This is a genomic window from Streptomyces sp. AK08-02 (assembly GCF_033795085.1).
GTDB classification, from domain to species: Bacteria; Actinomycetota; Actinomycetes; order Streptomycetales; family Streptomycetaceae; genus Streptomyces; species Streptomyces echiniscabiei.
Window position 1 is genome coordinate 15,198 of sequence record NZ_JARAZV010000019.1, and the last position, 14,951, is coordinate 30,148.

Annotated in this window: 20 protein-coding genes and 1 pseudogene; 9 read left to right on the top strand and 12 right to left on the bottom strand. The window is 70.0% G+C overall.

The window, feature by feature from the left end:
• Window positions 1–50 precede the first annotated feature (50 nt).
• On the top strand, window positions 51–1,580 hold the full coding sequence (locus tag PV734_RS34765) for a UDP-N-acetylglucosamine 1-carboxyvinyltransferase (protein WP_319293458.1): 1,530 nt from the start codon (window positions 51–53) through the stop codon (window positions 1,578–1,580).
• Window positions 1,581–1,702: 122 nt separating this feature from the next.
• On the opposite strand, the gene PV734_RS34770 is transcribed toward PV734_RS34765, so the two are convergent.
• From PV734_RS34770 to PV734_RS34795, 6 genes are all read right to left on the bottom strand, one after another.
• A complete protein-coding gene (locus tag PV734_RS34770; RefSeq protein ID WP_319293459.1) occupies window positions 1,703–2,014 on the bottom strand; it encodes an integrase in 312 nt (103 codons plus the stop codon).
• A complete protein-coding gene (locus tag PV734_RS34775) occupies window positions 2,011–2,475 on the bottom strand; it encodes a hypothetical protein (RefSeq protein WP_319096195.1) in 465 nt (154 codons plus the stop codon). The genes PV734_RS34770 and PV734_RS34775 overlap by 4 nt, the downstream gene beginning before the upstream one ends.
• A 125-nt stretch (window positions 2,476–2,600) precedes the next feature.
• Complete coding sequence (locus PV734_RS34780; protein WP_319096194.1) at window positions 2,601–2,882, bottom strand: helix-turn-helix domain-containing protein; 282 nt, start codon at window positions 2,880–2,882, stop codon at window positions 2,601–2,603.
• Window positions 2,883–3,585: 703 nt separating this feature from the next.
• Entirely contained in the window at window positions 3,586–3,759 is a 174-nt protein-coding gene (locus tag PV734_RS34785) for a CsbD family protein (protein ID WP_319096193.1), read from the bottom strand.
• Window positions 3,756–3,977 carry a hydrophobic protein gene (locus tag PV734_RS34790; protein WP_319096192.1) on the bottom strand — a complete coding sequence of 74 codons (222 nt, stop codon included), beginning with the start codon at window positions 3,975–3,977 and terminating at the stop codon, window positions 3,756–3,758. Before PV734_RS34790 ends, PV734_RS34785 begins: the two co-directional genes overlap by 4 nt.
• A gap of 140 nt (window positions 3,978–4,117) precedes the next feature.
• Window positions 4,118–4,306: a hypothetical protein gene (locus PV734_RS34795; protein ID WP_319096190.1), complete on the bottom strand. Its 189-nt coding sequence runs from the start codon at window positions 4,304–4,306 to the stop codon at window positions 4,118–4,120.
• A gap of 738 nt (window positions 4,307–5,044) precedes the next feature.
• Between PV734_RS34795 and PV734_RS34800 the strand changes: the two genes are divergently transcribed.
• From PV734_RS34800 to PV734_RS34820, 5 genes are all read left to right on the top strand, one after another.
• Window positions 5,045–5,446: an ANTAR domain-containing protein gene (locus PV734_RS34800; protein ID WP_319096189.1), complete on the top strand. Its 402-nt coding sequence runs from the start codon at window positions 5,045–5,047 to the stop codon at window positions 5,444–5,446.
• A complete protein-coding gene (locus PV734_RS34805; RefSeq protein WP_415924313.1) occupies window positions 5,443–5,607 on the top strand; it encodes a hypothetical protein in 165 nt (54 codons plus the stop codon). The genes PV734_RS34800 and PV734_RS34805 overlap by 4 nt, the downstream gene beginning before the upstream one ends.
• A 24-nt stretch (window positions 5,608–5,631) precedes the next feature.
• Window positions 5,632–5,991, top strand: a complete 360-nt coding sequence (locus PV734_RS34810) for an ANTAR domain-containing protein (RefSeq protein WP_319096188.1) — start codon at window positions 5,632–5,634, stop codon at window positions 5,989–5,991.
• A 27-nt stretch (window positions 5,992–6,018) separates the two neighbouring features.
• Entirely contained in the window at window positions 6,019–6,849 is an 831-nt protein-coding gene (locus PV734_RS34815) for a YhjD/YihY/BrkB family envelope integrity protein (protein ID WP_319096187.1), read from the top strand.
• A 113-nt stretch (window positions 6,850–6,962) separates the two neighbouring features.
• Window positions 6,963–7,796, top strand: a complete 834-nt coding sequence (locus PV734_RS34820; RefSeq protein ID WP_319096186.1) for a DUF1206 domain-containing protein — start codon at window positions 6,963–6,965, stop codon at window positions 7,794–7,796.
• A 60-nt stretch (window positions 7,797–7,856) separates the two neighbouring features.
• Here the strand turns inward: PV734_RS34820 and PV734_RS34825 are convergent, their stop codons facing one another.
• From PV734_RS34825 to PV734_RS34835, 3 genes are all read right to left on the bottom strand, one after another.
• Window positions 7,857–8,546: a hypothetical protein gene (locus PV734_RS34825; RefSeq protein ID WP_319096184.1), complete on the bottom strand. Its 690-nt coding sequence runs from the start codon at window positions 8,544–8,546 to the stop codon at window positions 7,857–7,859.
• The gene (locus PV734_RS34830; RefSeq protein WP_319096183.1) at window positions 8,543–8,968 is read right to left on the bottom strand and encodes an STAS domain-containing protein; all 426 of its coding nucleotides are present in this window, start codon (window positions 8,966–8,968) and stop codon (window positions 8,543–8,545) included. Before PV734_RS34830 ends, PV734_RS34825 begins: the two co-directional genes overlap by 4 nt.
• A gap of 791 nt (window positions 8,969–9,759) precedes the next feature.
• Window positions 9,760–9,987: a hypothetical protein gene (locus PV734_RS34835; RefSeq protein ID WP_319293460.1), complete on the bottom strand. Its 228-nt coding sequence runs from the start codon at window positions 9,985–9,987 to the stop codon at window positions 9,760–9,762.
• Between the two features lie 292 nt (window positions 9,988–10,279).
• On the opposite strand from PV734_RS34835, the gene PV734_RS34840 reads away from it, so the two are divergent.
• Complete coding sequence (locus tag PV734_RS34840) at window positions 10,280–10,600, top strand: three-helix bundle dimerization domain-containing protein (RefSeq protein WP_319293461.1); 321 nt, start codon at window positions 10,280–10,282, stop codon at window positions 10,598–10,600.
• A gap of 42 nt (window positions 10,601–10,642) precedes the next feature.
• Here PV734_RS34840 and PV734_RS34845 read toward each other — a convergent pair whose 3' ends face one another.
• The 3 genes from PV734_RS34845 to PV734_RS34855 are packed head-to-tail and all read right to left on the bottom strand — an operon-like array spanning window position 10,643 to window position 13,315.
• Window positions 10,643–11,656 carry an NAD(P)/FAD-dependent oxidoreductase gene (locus PV734_RS34845; protein ID WP_319293462.1) on the bottom strand — a complete coding sequence of 338 codons (1,014 nt, stop codon included), beginning with the start codon at window positions 11,654–11,656 and terminating at the stop codon, window positions 10,643–10,645.
• Window positions 11,653–12,192, bottom strand: a complete 540-nt coding sequence (locus PV734_RS34850; protein WP_319293463.1) for an isoprenylcysteine carboxyl methyltransferase family protein — start codon at window positions 12,190–12,192, stop codon at window positions 11,653–11,655. The genes PV734_RS34845 and PV734_RS34850 overlap by 4 nt, the downstream gene beginning before the upstream one ends.
• A 55-nt stretch (window positions 12,193–12,247) precedes the next feature.
• Window positions 12,248–13,315 (bottom strand): type III polyketide synthase, encoded by a 1,068-nt coding sequence (locus PV734_RS34855; RefSeq protein WP_319293464.1) that lies wholly within the window; start codon window positions 13,313–13,315, stop codon window positions 12,248–12,250.
• A 148-nt stretch (window positions 13,316–13,463) separates the two neighbouring features.
• Here PV734_RS34855 and PV734_RS34860 point away from each other — a divergent pair, with 148 nt between their 5' ends.
• Entirely contained in the window at window positions 13,464–14,333 is an 870-nt protein-coding gene (locus PV734_RS34860; protein WP_319096176.1) for a UbiA family prenyltransferase, read from the top strand.
• Window positions 14,334–14,553: 220 nt separating this feature from the next.
• Window positions 14,554–14,904, top strand: a pseudogene (locus PV734_RS45940) (Scr1 family TA system antitoxin-like transcriptional regulator); the annotation flags it as partial.
• Window positions 14,905–14,951: the final 47 nt, after the last annotated feature.

Sequence of the window (14,951 nt, forward strand, 5' to 3'; positions counted from 1 at the left end):
CACGGACTCCCCAGGAGGCGCCATCTCATATCTGAGATAACCTCGATCCCATGGCAGACGACTACCTCGTACGTATCGGCAAGCTCATCCGTGACGCCAGGCAGCACCGTGGCTGGACACAGACGCAGCTTGCCGAGGCACTCGGCACCAGCCAGAGCGCGGTCAACCGCATCGAGCGCGGCAATCAAAACATCAGCCTTGAGATGATCGCTCGAATCGGTGAAGCCCTCGACAGTGAGATCGTCTCTCTGGGATACGCGGGTCCGATGCACCTGCGCGTGGTCGGCGGTCGTCGGCTGTCCGGCTCCATCGACGTCAAGACCAGCAAGAACGCCTGTGTCGCGCTGCTGTGCGCCTCGCTCCTCAACAAGGGGCGCACAGTGCTGCGCCGCGTCGCCCGCATCGAAGAGGTGTACCGCCTGTTGGAGGTGCTGGGCTCGATCGGCGTACGGACGCGGTGGATCAACGACGGCGTGGACCTGGAGATCGTGCCGCCGGCCGTGCTGGACATGGCGGCCATCGACGCCGAGGCCGCCCGCCGGACCCGCTCGATCATCATGTTCCTCGGCCCGCTGCTGCACCGCCTGGACAGCTTCCGGCTGCCGTACGCGGGCGGCTGCGACCTCGGTACCCGGACCATCGAGCCGCACATGATCGCGCTGCGCCGGTTCGGGCTGGACATCGCGGCGACGGAGGGGCTCTACCACGCCCGCGTCGACCGCTCCGTCTCCCCGAACCGCCCGATCGTGCTGACCGAGCGCGGGGACACCGTCACCGAGAACGCGCTGCTCGCCGCCGCCCGGCACGCGGGAGTGACCGTCATCCGCAACGCGTCCTCCAACTACATGGTCCAGGACCTGTGCTTCTTCCTGGAGGCGCTGGGCGTACGGGTCGAGGGCATCGGCACGACGACGCTCACCGTGCACGGCGTACCGACCATCGACGTCGACGTGGACTACTTCCCCTCCGAGGACCCGGTCGAGGCGATGAGCCTCCTGACGGCGGCCGTCGTCACCGAGTCCGAACTGACCGTGCGCCGGGTGCCGATCGAGTTCCTGGAGATCGAACTGGCGGTCCTGGAGGAGATGGGGCTCGACCACGACCGTACGCCGGAGTACTTCGCGGACAACGGCCGTACCCGGCTGGTCGACCTGACGGTCCGCCCCTCCAAGCTGGAGGCGCCGATCGACAAGATCCACCCGATGCCGTTCCCGGGCCTGAACATCGACAACGTGCCCTTCTTCGCGGCCATCGCGGCCTCCGCCCAGGGCCAGACCCTCATCCACGACTGGGTCTACGACAACCGCGCGATCTACCTGACCGACCTGAACCGCCTCGGCGGCCGCCTCCAACTCCTCGACCCGCACCGCGTCCTGGTCGAGGGCCCGACCCGCTGGCGAGCGGCCGAGATGATGTGCCCGCCCGCGCTGCGACCGGCGGTGGTGGTCCTGCTGGCGATGATGGCGGCGGAGGGCACGTCCGTACTGCGGAACGTGTACGTCATCAACCGGGGGTACGAGGATCTGGCGGAGCGGCTCAACTCGGTGGGGGCGCAGATCGAGATCTTCCGGGACATCTGAGCGGACGATGCCGCCGCACCCTGTCTGACCTGCACGAATGCGGGCCAGGAAGGGGTGCGGCGGCACCTGTGGGACTTCTCTGGGACTTTGGGCCGGGACCGGGCTTCTGCCGGTCGACCGGGCTACGCGAAGACCGCGTCGATGGCGGCGCTGCCGCGCGCACCGGCGCGGGGCAGGAAGTGCGCGTACCCGGGGTCCGAGTGGCCGAGCCTCCGGGCCGGGGACACGACCGACTCGCCGGCCTCCAGTTGCTCGGGGGCGTAGAAGTGGCGCAGGGCGTGGTAGCCGTGTTCTCGGGACGGCTCCCAGACTCGGGCCCCGTCCAGGGCGCTCTCCCCCAGCGTGGCGATCACGCCGGCCCCGGCCAGGGCCGGCTTCCAGACGTAGGAGTTGAAGAAGTTCCGGTTGACCGCCTTGCGCTCGCGCCCCGTCACCAGGAGGTCGTACGTCCTCGGCCGGGCGCGGATCGTCCCACGCCATGGTGACCGGCACGGGTTCGAAGACCTCCATGTGCTGTCGTATGGCCTTGGCGACGCTTGAGGGCAGGGGCACGTCGCGGACCTTGCGGCCCTTGGGGAGCCCGAAGCACAGCTTTGTCCGCACCAGTCCCGACGCTGTACAGCGGCAGCGCACCGAGGTGCGGGACGATGTGCCGACGGACCCGCTGCTCGATGCGTTCGAGAGTGGACGGGTCGCCGCTCTGGGTGGGCCACCAGTGGGTCGCGATGTAGTCCTTGAGGGAGATGGCTCCGTCGCGCGGATCAACGAACTCGCCCCGGCGGGCGTCGGTCCGGGCCTGGGCGAGCCAGGTCTTGGCATCCTGGAGTGCGTCGAAGGATCGGTCCTTGACGGCGGGGATGCCCTTGACGCGGTAGCGGGTGCACTTGCCGTACATGGCCGTGCGCTCGCGTTTACCGGTCTTGGGGTTGGGCCGCTTCTTGAGCCATCGGTCTTCTATGTAGCCGGCCAGGTGGAACTCCTTGAAGAAGGGGGCAGATGCGGCGCTCCAGGAGGCGAGGGTCAGGCGCCTGGGATGTAGTCGCCCTGCTGCTGGGGTGCGGTACTCAGTGGGCTCAGCGCCGTGTTGGAGCGGGAGTCGACCTGCTCCTGTTCTCGGATCCAGCTGTCGAGGGCTTCGCATCGGTACATGACACGGCCGCGAGGACCCATCCGGAAGCTCGGCGGGCCCTGCCGCCGGTGCCGCCAGACGTAGGGCGCGTGAGGTGAGAGGCCGAGGTATTCGGCGGCGTCCTTGACGGTCAGGAAGGCCGCGGCAGAGCGCAGCTGAGAGTGCATGGGCATGAGAACTTTCTGCGAGATGTGAGCCAGAAACACGAGCGGGAGGAGAGGGCTGGGTGCGCCTCTCGCTCGGGATCCGGTGAACTGGAACGGCGCGGACGAGCCGTAACTTGCGTCGGCCTACCGGCCGGCAGCGCTCGTCGGCTCGGTCTGAGGCTCCGGCAGGGGCATGACGGCCTCGAAACGGTGCCAGGGAATCTCACTCGGCTTCAGCCGCCGGGATACGTGCCTGCCGAGGCGCCAGTCGACCTGGTGGGAATCCAGGACCGCAGCTCGCGCGTGCCTCCAAACCCTGCGACAGCCCACATCGGGGAACGGCCGCCCATCGGCACAGGTAAAAAACGGCGTGGTCGGGACCGACGCCATAGTGCGGACAATCTCCGCCTTCAAGATCGTCACCAACTCAGGGCTTGCCGGAACACGCCGAACAACACCGGGACCGTCGGTTTCCTCGGCCTGGCCCGTTTGGCCCTGAAGGTGGATCAGCAGACCACTCCTGCCCTCGTCATGAAGTCCAAGGTCTTGGACGCGCAGCGCCATTGTTCCGCTTTGACGGCCCCGACGATGATCATGGCGGCCTTCTCCGGCTCTCGGCTCGAAGGCTGTTCGACTTCGTTGCCGTTCCGGTCAATTCCTGTGGGCTGATTCCGGGTTGGCCTGCCGGATGGCGTCCACGCGGCGTGGGCACCATCCGGGGCGTTGGTGGTCAGGTCTTGAAGGCGTCCTTGGCCTTGTCGCCCGACTGCTTCAGGTTTCCGGAGACCCGGTCGATCCTGCCTTCGCGCTGCAGTCGCCTGTTGCGGGTGGCCCGGCCGACGCGTTCGGTGACCCGGCCCTTGAACGCCTGGGTCTTGTGCTTGATCGTCTGTCCGACGCTCATGAGGTTGTCCTCTGCTCGTTCGCTCGATGGGCTCCCGCGCGATTGCTGCCGTATCGGCGGCTGCCACCGCTACGCCTGCCACCGCCGCGCCCGCGCTTGGCGAAGCCGACGATCCAGACGACCAGCAGTACGGCGGCGACCCACCAGAGTGCCTGCATGGTGAAGCCGAACCCGAACACCATCAGGATCAGCAGAAGGAGAAGAATCCACAGGATCATTGCCGGGCCTCCGGATCGCGGAGAAGTTCCTGAGTCCGCGGGGTCCGGGCGAAGCGGGAAGGTGGAATGCACCGACGGAGTGATCCGGGGTGGCACAGCCCTACGCCGTGCTTCCAGTCAACGCCCGGCGACTTCCCTTGTCAACGCGTGCCGACACGGGCGAGCTCGGCGGGCTGGACAGGGGCCACTGGGGCGAACGGAGCCTCGGCGGGAGCTTCGGCCGGCTCGGCCGGCGGAACCGGAAGGATGCGGTCCTCCCACCAGGACAGGCCCATGACCGTGGCGAGGAGGACGAAGGGAAGTGCTACCGGGACGATGAGTACGTACATGTGTGCCACCTGCGGTGGATGCCGTGTGACGCGGCGGGCGGCGGATCGTGCCCGTCTGGGGCGCATCGAGGCCGCGCCGGGACAGCATGGCGACGGCGGGTGCGGGGAGCTGCCCGTTGGGGGCGGGGTGGGTTCCGGCACTGATGCGCGAGGTGCGCCCTCAAGGGAGCGCGAGAGGTGAGCGACGCTGCCGGGGGCTCGGGCCGTACCGTGCACGCTAGCCCTCGCCGCACGCCCTGAACAGACGGCAAGTGGCCATCCGGTCCTGGCGGAGGACGCCGGGGCTACTGACGTGAGCAGCTTTCCGCAACCTCTGGGCAGGACTACGCTGTTCGAACAGGCCCCGGCCCCCGGCGTGATGCCCTGCCCTGCTCAGCTCTGGGGAGGCCCGCCGTGTTCGCCCTGCTTCTCATCGTCGCCGTGATCCTGTTCGGTTTCGGCTTCCTCAACCCCATCTGGTGGATGGCCGCGGCCATGTTGCTCGTCGACTCCACGCCCTACGGCCGCGATCGTGGCCGTAGCCGTGGTGGACGGGTCCGATTTCGGAGGATCGCCGGGAAGGGGTCGGCAGGACCGCTGGGACCGTCGCTACAGCCGTCAGTACCGCGGGCGCTGGAGGCGCGAGGACCGGCGGGACCGCGAACACCATGGGTGACCGATGAAGTTGCCTGACATCCAGAGGTTCCGGGACGGCTTCGGCCACGCCGGACGCGCCGAGATCGTGGAGAGGCAGATGCCATGCATCGCACAGCCATGCTTCCGGAGGACTGGTGGGATCTGACGGCCGAGGCCCTGACAGAGGACTTGGCGAGTCAGGACGTCGTGGCGCTGCGCGCCCGGGTCGACCGGCTGCGGCGGGCGCTCGTCGGCCGCGCGGTCGTCGATCAGGCGTGCGGCATGGTGATGGTTCTGGCTCCCTGCCGTCGTGGGCCGGCCGGGGGCCTGCTGGTGGACATCTCGCGGCAGTGCGACACCGGACTGCCGGAGGTGGCAGCGGCCCTGGTCGCCGCGTGGGAGGGCGAGCCGCTCCCGTTGCGGATGCGGCGGGCGCTGCGACGTGCACTGCGGCGGCTCTACGCGGAGGACCGGGGGTGCGACTCAGCGTCTGCGGGCGAGCCGTCCGGAAAGGGAAGGCCATGATTCACGCTGTCGATGTCCGGGAGTGGCACGACCGCGACGTCGTCGATACCGAGTCGTACAAGTCCGGTGTGCTCGAAGCGGTCCGTGTGGACACCACCATCGACGAGCCTGCGGTGGCCACCGTGCGGACCGGACCGCCCACAAGGATGGCTGCGATGTGACGTATGCGTTGTGAGGTATGCGGCATGGACCACGTGACCACAGTCCTTGAAGAACAGCCGCTGTTGAGGGCTGTGACTGCGGCGGGGGACGCGGCCCTGGCTGTCGAGGTCCTCGAACTGCGTTCCAGGAACGAGCAGTTGGAGCAGGCGCTGGCGAGCCGTGCGGTGATCGACCAGGCACGCGGCATGGTGATGGTCCTGGCACCGTGTTCCAGTGAGCGAGCCTGGGATGTGCTGGTGGACGTGTCGCAGCACTGCAACGTCAAGCTCCGGGACGTGGCCGCGGCCCTGGTCGCCACGACGGGGGATCAGGAACTTCCCGAGGCGATACAGCACGAGTGGCGTCGCGCACTGCGGCGTCTTCACGCGCTGGAGCGGCGGTGACGGTTCACGCGTTCACGGCTGTGCGGTGTGTTCCGTGATTCGGCGGCCGGGCGGGGATGGCGGCGCAGCAAGGAGATCGAACTGGGGCCGAGGTCGCTGGGCTTCGCAGCGCTCGGATTCCTCACGCTGGTGCCCCTGTTGGTCGTTGTCTCCGCGGCCGATCCGGAGCACGGGCGGGGGTTCGCGCAGTGGCTGGGGGACGGGCTCGGTGTGTCGAGGTCGGCCAGGGACGAGATCGGGCAGCTGTTCGCGAGGCCCGGCCAGGTACTGCGGACCACGACCGCCTTCGGCCTGGCCGCCCTCGCCGTCTTCGGGCTGACGTTCGGGGCGGCGGTGCAGACCGGCTTCGAGAAGGTCTGGGAGCTGCCCCCGGCCCGCTGGTATGCCAGATGGCGGCACGTGCTGTGGCTCGCCGTGCTCGTCGGGTCCCTCCACCTGACTGCCACCACCACGCTGTGGCGTCATTCGCCGGCCGGCACACTGGCAGCGACGCTGAGCGCCGTCCTGTTCTTCTGGTGGTCACAGCGGATGCTGCTCGGCGGGCGGATCGCCTGGAGCGCCCTGCTGCCGGGCGCGTTGGTGACGGCGCTCGGGCTGCTCGGTCTTCGGGTCTTCTCCCGCCTCGTCTTCTCACCGCTGATCGCCTCCAGTGCCGTCACCTACGGTCCCTTCGGAACCGTCCTGGTCGTCCAGTCCTGGCTGGTCGGTGTGGGCGTCGTCGTCTTCGGCGGCGCGCTCACCGGCCGCCTGCTGCACGAGGAACTCCCCCGCGTGGCACAGGCCCTGAAACAGCGGGCCCGGCGTCGGCCCCGGGGCCGGGACAACCGCGCCGGTGACGCCCCGGACGACGACCGGTGACCCGGCCGGTACCGCTCGGCCGTCGCTCGCCGAGTGCGCGCATCAAGCTCCCGGTCCGGGGCACTCGGGGGCGGTGGACGCGTATCGCGCGCCCGCTCCATGAGGAGGACATCGTGACGTCGTCCAACACGCAAGGGCGAGGCCGGACCGTGAAGTCCGCGGCCCGTGCCACCCAGAACGAGACGCTGACCGCCGCGGGGCGGGCAGGCTTTGTCGCACGGGGCGTGGTGTACGTCCTGATCGGCGTCCTTGCCATGCAGATCGCCCTCAGCGGCGGCGGCGAGTCGGCCGACCGACAGGGCGCGCTGTCCCAGGTCGCGGAGCAGCCGTTCGGGAAGGTGATGCTGTGGGCGATGGTGGTCGGCTTCGCCTCCATGGCGCTGTGGCGAGGGGCCCGCGCCGTACTCAACCATGGACCCCGGCGCAAGGCGGGTTCACGAGTCCTCGACGGCGGACGGGCGGTCTTCTACGCCTTCGTCTGCTGGACCACGGCGGTGTATGCCGCCGGCGGCGGCCAGGGCTCCAGCGGCAACGAACAGTCACAGGACGGGACGGCATCCGCGCTCAAACTGTCGTACGGCCAGGTACTGGTGGGGGCTGCGGGCTGCCTCCTGATAGGCATCGGCGCGGTACTCGCCGTCCGGGCGGCCATGCGGAGCTTCCTGAAACAGCTGGACACCGCCGCCATGAGCCACCGTACGAAGCAGATCGTCACCGCTCTCGGTGTGGGCGGAGGCGTGGCGCGTGGCGTGGTGTTCGCCGCGGCCGGGGTTTTCATCGTGGTGGCCGCCGTCCGCTTCGACCCGGACGAGGCCAAGGGCGTGGACGCGACGCTCCGGAGCTTCACGCAGACACCGGTGGGACCATGGCTCCTGGTCGCCGTCGCGATCGGGCTGATCCTCTTCGGCGTCTTCTCCTTCGCCTCGGCCCGCTGGCGCCGACTGTAGAAACGGTGCCCCAAGCCGGATCTGCCGACTCCTCCTCCCGCAGGCTCGCCCCACCACGCGTCAGTGGGCCGGGCGACGGCGCGAGCGCGATACCGAGCGCACGGCCAGGTACAGCACACTGGCGATGACGACCAGCACGCCGGTGGAGAGCAGGGGAAACACCAGCGCACGGAACATGGTCGGGCCCGCCGGCCGCCGCACCTCTCCGACGTCCAGCCATCCCGAGGAGCGGAGCGACACGAGAGCCGGGTGATCGTCCGGGTCCACCAGGGTGGCGCCGAGTGATGCCTGGTGGTCGCTCAGCAGCCGCTCCTGCAGACGGCGGGCCACGTCCTGGTCCTGCGGGTGCGGCTGAACCAGGATGCCGGTGATCGCGAAGACGCCACCGGACGCGGTGAGCTGCTCGATGCCCTGCGGCAGTGCGCCGTCGAATCCCCGCCACCAGAAACCGTCACTGGCCACCGGGAATCCGAAGGCGTACCCCACCAGGTGGTCCGTCTCCGCGATCACCATGGCGAACCCCGGCCGCCGGATGTCACCGGCAAGACGGTTCAGGATGTCCAGGCGGCTACGGCTGCGGTACGCCTCAGCGGCGGACCCCTCGCGGGAGTCGACGTCCAGATCCGCCGGCTCGCCGCCCAGGCCCTGCGCCGGCCGGCGGTTCACACGGCGCAACCGGACGGCGTCCATGGTCGACGACTCGCCTGCATGGGGCTTGTGCGGCTGCCTCTGCTCCGGCTGGGCCGTCATCGCACATCGCCCGAGAGAACAGCCACCGGCGGAACAGTCCCGTGCGGCTGGGCTGGAACAGCCGGAGCGGGGTGGTCCCCGGGCGGCGGTGGCAGATGCCCGAGCGGCAGGCCCAGGAGCAGGAACCCGCAGCCGGTGAGGTCGAGGATTCGGCCCAGTGACGGTGGCGGGTTGTACAGCCGGAGGACTCCGCCGGCGTCAGTGGTGCGCTGGGCGGCGTAGAGGAAGGCGTTGAGGCCGCTGCAGTCGCAGAAGGTCACGGAGGTGAGGTCGACATCGACGATGCGGATGCCGTCACTCAGGCATCGCGCCAGTGCTGTGCGCACCAGCGGTGCCGACCGCAGGTCGATCTCGCCGACCAGGGTGATCAGTGCCCGGTTGTGTCGGTCATGACGGTAGGCGGTGAGCTGTGGGACGGACATGACGCCTCGGTTCCAAAGACCGTCCGGCAGCGAGACGGGAGCGCCGGGAGTCCCGGCTGATCTTGGCGCGCGGCCGACAGGGGCGTACGTTCGGCGGAGGCGGAGCGAGGGCCGGTCCCAGGGCCTGTGCGACAGGACAGAGGACCTGTCCGGTTCACTCCAGAGATGTGCCGGGTGACGGACGAGAGGTCCGCTCCCCGCAACCATCTGTGTCGCGAAACGACAAGCCGCCGGGGTCTGGGACGCTTGTACACCACCGTAGTCCTCGCGCGGTGCGACAGACGGTCCGAAGCTGCCCCATCTCAGGATGTGGACGGTGTCACAGCGTAGCGCCGCGCCCATATCCGGTGGCCTGCACGGTACTTGGGCCCTCAACGCGAAACCTGCGGCGAGCGGCCGCTCAGGTATGGCAGTCCGTCGACTGCCCGAGGAGGTGTCAGACCCCGCGGCCCGGGCCTCAGCAACCGCCGGAGACCGGTGGTCGGACGACCGTCGCGGACGGGGCGGTGGAAGGGATGACGGGCCTGGAGGTCGTCGAGGTGAACATCGCGGTCAACGACGTAACACCTGCCGGCCGAGGCCCCACCGCAGACCAGCGAGGACCGCGTGCTCCAGTCGCGAGGCGAGCAGGGGCAAGGCCCCCGCCCCATCGCTCCTGCGCGGCACAGGGAGAGCCACCAGCTGCAGGCGGTGATCGCCTGACACGGGCGCAACTCGGCCCGGCTGGTGGGTAATCCACAGCGGCTCCGCGTTCCGATCCGTCGGCGCGAGGATGGAACGCGTCGCTTTGCTCAGCGTCGGCTTCCGCTTCGCCGGGGGGAGCTTCGCCGGGCGGAGCTTCGCCCGGTGGAGCTCCGTCGGGCGGACCGGCCGGACCCCACGCCGGCCAAGTGCAGGGCGAGGAAAACAAGCCCGGCGAGCATGAGACTCGTCGGGCTGAAGACCACCTGGGTCGACGTCTCGGTGACACGGATGACGAAGGCGATGACGAAGAGCGCGGCGGCCACGAATGCAAGCATCTGTCTACCCCTGTTGATGGACGACGAGCCACACGTGATCCCGGTGGCTGCGCCGCTGCCTGCCGAGTTCCCCGGACGGCGTCGATCAGTCGCGCAAATCCTGTGCCGGGGTCGGTGGCGAACCCCTCAGCCGCCCAGACCGCAGGTCGACCCGTCGAGCTCATGAACAGATCTGGTGGGCCGTTTCACGGACCCGGTCCGTGCGAATATGGGAAGTAGACAGGCCGCCACCGAGCACCCGGATCCTGATCGGATGCCGCGGCCGGCCATCTGCGACAGTGAGGAGCGCCCCATGGGCGCGAACACGGCCGAAGCTGCGGTACCTGACACCATTCAGGAGCTGACGGACCGACTGACGGCCTCCTACGCCAACCTGCTGACGGCCGCGATCGTGCGGGATGTGGTGCAGGACTGCTACCGGCCACTCAGCAACGCCCGTATCCCCAACTACGTGCCGATCCTCGTCGAGCACAGCAGCCGCACCAAGCTACGACAACTCACCCGGCGCTCCGATCCCCCGATTCTCCTTCGCGAGCGCTCCGACGGGACACGAGGCCACTCGATGACGCGGGCATGCCGAAGGGTTCGAGCCGCCCTGACCCGCTCGGCATAGACACGGCACCCACGGCTTTCGGCATGGGAAAGGGCCGGTCCGCTACTGCAGCGCGTGGACGGCGGCTGAGAACACCGGGGGCATCCGGGATGCTGCGGGGACGATGAGGCGGGCGGTGCCGGGACGGCGGCTCGCCGCCAGCAGGGCCCCGGTCAGCAGTCGGTGACGCCGGGTCAGCCGGGCCCAGGTGTGCTCGTACTCGTCCGGTCGCCCGGTGACCAGGCAGCGGACGGCGGCCCCGGCCGTCGCCAGCGCGAGGGCGATGCCCTCGCCGGTGAGTGCGTCCAGGTAGCCCGCGGCGTCGCCGACGAGCAGGACACGGCCGGCGACTCTGCGCCGCACCCGCTGTCGCAGCGGTCCGGCGCCGCGTACCTCCGTCACTGCCAGGCCTCGCAGCGACGCGGTGAGGGCCGGGAAGGCGGTCAGGTGCTCGTCGTACCCGCGACGGCTGCGGCTGAGGACCGCGACGCCCACCAGGTCGTCGCCGACCGGTGTCACATAGGCTTCGCCGTGCCCGGACCAGTGGACCTCCACGAAGTCCGTCCACGGTTCGACGCGGTAGTGCCGACGTAGTCCGTAGCGGCCGTGAGGGCGGTTCGGCAGATCCAGCCCCAGGCCCCGGCGCACCGGGGAGTGCAGGCCGTCGGCGGCGATCAGCCAGCGGGCCGTGATTCCGGCGGCGGTGACCGTGTCCGCGTTCTGGCGCACCTCGCCGACCTTGCCCGGCAGCATGCGCACGCCGAGGTCGAGAGCGCGCCGGTGCAGTGCGGAGTGCAGCGTCGTACGGCGGATCCCCAGCCCGGTGTGGTCGCGGAAGGACGCTTCGGCGCGGACGGCACCGTCCACGTAGCGGATGCCGCGCAGTTCGCGTCCTGTGGCCTCGACGCCCAGTGCTCGCAGCGCGGCGACGCCGCCGGGCATGACGCCTTCACCGCAGGCTTTGTCCAGGGGCGTGGTCCGGGGTTCGACGACGACGGCCTCCAGGCCGGCGAGCGCCGCGTGGATCGCGGCGGCCAGACCAGCCGGGCCACCACCGGCCACCAGTACGTCGATCACGCCGGCGCGGGTGCGGTCGGCGTGATCGCGACGGCCAGTGCCCGGTTCTCGCAGCGGATGCGCACGGTGAGCAGGGCGGCGTTGAGCACCGTGAACACGGCCGCGGTGACCCAGGCGGTGTGGACGAGGGGCAGGGCCACGCCCTCGGCGACGACGGCCACGTAGTTCGGGTGCCGCAGCCACCGCCACCGGTAGGGGCCGCCGGTCACCAGCGGCAGGCCGGGTACGACGATCACCCGGGTGTTCCAACGGGGTCCCAGGGTGTGGATGCACCACCACCGCAGTGCGTGGGCGCCCGCGAGCACAGCCAGCATCGGCCAGGCCAGGGCGGGTACGAAGGGCCGGTCGGCCAGCCACACCTCGACCGGGCAGGCGATCAGCAGGCCGGTGTGGAGGGCGACCATCGCCGGGTAGTGGCCCTGCCCGGTCTCGGTCGCGCCGCGGGCGGTGCTCCACCGTTCGTTGCGGCGGGCGACGACGAGTTCGGCGACGCGCTCGCCGACGACGGCGGCCACCAGCAGTCCGTACCAGATCATGTGTCCCTATGCCCTTCGCGTCCTTCGTGTCCCTCGTGTCTTTTTGCGGTCCGAACTACCAGCGCAGCAGGACGAGTTCACTGGCGAAGCCGGGTCCCATGGCCAGCAGTACACCCGGTGTGCCCGGCGGCGGGCGACGTTGGGCAAGAGTGTCGCGCAGTACGTGGAGCACCGATGACGAGGACAGGTTGCCGACTTCGGCCAGGTGACGCCAGGTCACATCGAGTGCGTCGGCGGGGAGGTCGAGGGCCTCGGTGACGGCTTCCAGGACCTTGGGGCCGCCGGGGTGGCACACCCAGGCGGTCACGTCCTTCGGCTTGATCCCGTGGTCACCGAGGAACCCCTCGACGTCATCGGCGAGGTAACGGCGCACCACATCGGGGACCTGCGGGTCGAGGACGACCTGGAAGCCGGTGTCCTTGATGTCCCAGCCCATGACATGCCCGGTGTCCGGGTAAAGGTGGCTGCGGGTGTCCACGATCGTCGGGCCGGCGGTCTCGTCCGGACGGCCCGGACGGTTCGTACCGCGGGCGACGACCGCGGCGGCGCCGTCGCCGAACAGTCCGGTGGCGACCAGGTTGGCCATGGAGGCGTCGTTGCGCTGGAAGGTGAGCGAGCACAGTTCGACCGACAGCAGCACCGCCACCTGGTCGGGCCGGCCCAGCAGGTAGTCGTGCATACGGGCCAGGCCGGCGGCGCCACCGGCACAGCCCAGCCCGAACAGGGGCAGCCGTTTGACGTCCGGCCGCAGCCCGAGGCGGCCCACCAGCCGCGCGTCGATCGAGGGGGTGGCGATGCCGGTGACGGAGGTGAAGATCAGCAGGTCCACGTCAGCGGCGGTCAGACCGGCCGTGCGCAACGCGCCCCGGACCGCTTTGGCACCCAGGTCGGTGGCGGCGGCGATGAAGACGTCGTTGGAGGCGCCGAATCCGTCCAGCTCTCCGTACCGTTCGAGCGGCAGCGTCATATGGCGCGAGCCGACCTTCGCGCTGCGGTGCAGCCGGTCCAGGACCCGGCGGTCGGTTCCCTCGGGCAGGCAGGTGCGGGCCACCATGTCGGTGATCTCGGACTGGGTGCGACGGTGCGGTGCCAGGACACCGTGAACGGCGGCGATCCGCGTCATAGGGTTCCCGTCCGGTTACCGACTGGGGTGCGTTGCTCCCCACGTGTTCCCCGGACCGGGGCTTCGACACCATGAATCGCCCGTCCGGCCGTTCGCCCCCGGACGCGTGTGCCGGTCGGGTGGGGACCGGGCGCCTACGATCGGCCGTGTGGGCACTCCCGAGCAGTCGACGACCGGCGGCCCCGAGGCGAGTTGGGCCGGCCGGGTGGCCGGCCTGGCCGGATCGTGCCACCCCGGACCGGTCGTGGCAGTCACCGCCCTGATGGCCGCGCTCGCCGTCACCGCCGGTCAGAGCGCCGCGCGTTGTGTCCTGACCGCCGCCGCCGTGCTGACCGGGCAACTGTCCGTCGGCTGGTGCAACGACGCGTTCGACGCGCGCCGGGACATCGCCGCCGGCCGCCGGGGCAAACCCGTCGTCGACGGCACGGTCGGCGTGACGCAGGTATGGGTGGCCGCGTATGCGGCGCTGGCGCTGTGCGTTCCGCTCTCGCTCGCCTGCGGCCTGTGGGCAGGCGCCGTTCACCTGACCGGAGTGGCGGCAGCGTGGGCGTACGACCTGCGGCTCAAAGCGACAGCATGGTCCTGGGCGCCGTACGCGGTGGGCTTCGCCGCGCTCCCGGCCTTCGTGGCGCTGGGGCTGCCGGGGCAGCCCTGGCCGACCTGGTGGGTCGTCACCGCCGGGGCGCTCCTGGGAATCGGCGCCCATCTGGGCGATGCGCTGCCGGACATCCGCGTGGATCTGGCGGCAGGCGTACGGGGCTGGCCGCACCGGCTGGGCCCGCACCGCGCACGGCTGCTGCTGCCGGTGCCGCTGGTGGCCGCGTCCGCGGTGCTGGTGCTGGGGCCCGCCGGACCACCCGGCAGGTGGGGAGTGTCGGCGCTCGTGGTGACCGTCCTGGTCGCGGTGGCGGGGACGGTGCTGGGACGCCGTTGGGAGCGGGCGGCGTTCGCGGCGGCGGTCGCCGTGGCGGTGGTGGACGTGACGTTGCTGCTGCTGCGCGGCACCGGGATCGCCTGACCATGTCGTCCCAGACCGTTCAGGCCATATGAAACCCACAGACGGTAGCCGGAGTTGACCGATCCCCGCTGCGATTGCCGTCCAGTGACCTCCAAGCGACGATGCCATCTGGAGACGCGCGACGCCTACACGAAATCGGACCCGGCCTTCATCGACTGGAAAGCCGGCGCGACGCTCGACCCGGCCGAGCGCTGGCTCGCCGTGGCTGATTCCCGGCCCCGTGCAGACGGGCTCGTACACCAACCGCACTGCTCACCTCTATTCGCGACCGTCGCGGCCTCATCGACGACGTGCAGCGGCCGTCAGGGTGCGCGTGGAGAAACAGCAGATCGTGTACGGCAACCACACGTTCGCGATCCTTCTGGAAGAGGGAGCGCTCCGAAAGCGCATGGGCGGCACTGAGGTGATGGCCGGTCGACTCGGTTACCTGCTCAGCGTTATGGCGCTTCCCTCGGTGAGCATCGGCATCATTCCTGAAGACGCCGACCGTTCCGGCCTCTGGCCTGTCGAGGACTTCTTCCTGTACGACGACCACACGGTCCACGTCGAACTCGTCTCGGCCCACCTCGCCGTCACGCAGAAGCATGAACTTGCCATGTATGCCCAGACGTTCACGGA

Coding starts and splice junctions, on each gene's coding strand:
- PV734_RS34765 (WP_319293458.1), top strand. CDS start 51: ATGGCAGACGACTACCTCGTACGTATCGGCAAGCTCATCCGTGACGCC.
- PV734_RS34775 (WP_319096195.1), bottom strand. CDS start 2,475: ATGTACGGCAAGTGCACCCGCTACCGCGTCAAGGGCATCCCCGCCGTC.
- PV734_RS34780 (WP_319096194.1), bottom strand. CDS start 2,882: ATGCCCATGCACTCTCAGCTGCGCTCTGCCGCGGCCTTCCTGACCGTC.
- PV734_RS34785 (WP_319096193.1), bottom strand. CDS start 3,759: ATGAGCGTCGGACAGACGATCAAGCACAAGACCCAGGCGTTCAAGGGC.
- PV734_RS34790 (WP_319096192.1), bottom strand. CDS start 3,977: ATGATCCTGTGGATTCTTCTCCTTCTGCTGATCCTGATGGTGTTCGGG.
- PV734_RS34795 (WP_319096190.1), bottom strand. CDS start 4,306: ATGTACGTACTCATCGTCCCGGTAGCACTTCCCTTCGTCCTCCTCGCC.
- PV734_RS34800 (WP_319096189.1), top strand. CDS start 5,045: ATGCATCGCACAGCCATGCTTCCGGAGGACTGGTGGGATCTGACGGCC.
- PV734_RS34805 (WP_415924313.1), top strand. CDS start 5,443: ATGATTCACGCTGTCGATGTCCGGGAGTGGCACGACCGCGACGTCGTC.
- PV734_RS34810 (WP_319096188.1), top strand. CDS start 5,632: ATGGACCACGTGACCACAGTCCTTGAAGAACAGCCGCTGTTGAGGGCT.
- PV734_RS34825 (WP_319096184.1), bottom strand. CDS start 8,546: ATGACGGCCCAGCCGGAGCAGAGGCAGCCGCACAAGCCCCATGCAGGC.
- PV734_RS34830 (WP_319096183.1), bottom strand. CDS start 8,968: ATGTCCGTCCCACAGCTCACCGCCTACCGTCATGACCGACACAACCGG.
- PV734_RS34835 (WP_319293460.1), bottom strand. CDS start 9,987: ATGCTTGCATTCGTGGCCGCCGCGCTCTTCGTCATCGCCTTCGTCATC.
- PV734_RS34840 (WP_319293461.1), top strand. CDS start 10,280: ATGGGCGCGAACACGGCCGAAGCTGCGGTACCTGACACCATTCAGGAG.
- PV734_RS34850 (WP_319293463.1), bottom strand. CDS start 12,192: ATGATCTGGTACGGACTGCTGGTGGCCGCCGTCGTCGGCGAGCGCGTC.
- PV734_RS34855 (WP_319293464.1), bottom strand. CDS start 13,315: ATGACGCGGATCGCCGCCGTTCACGGTGTCCTGGCACCGCACCGTCGC.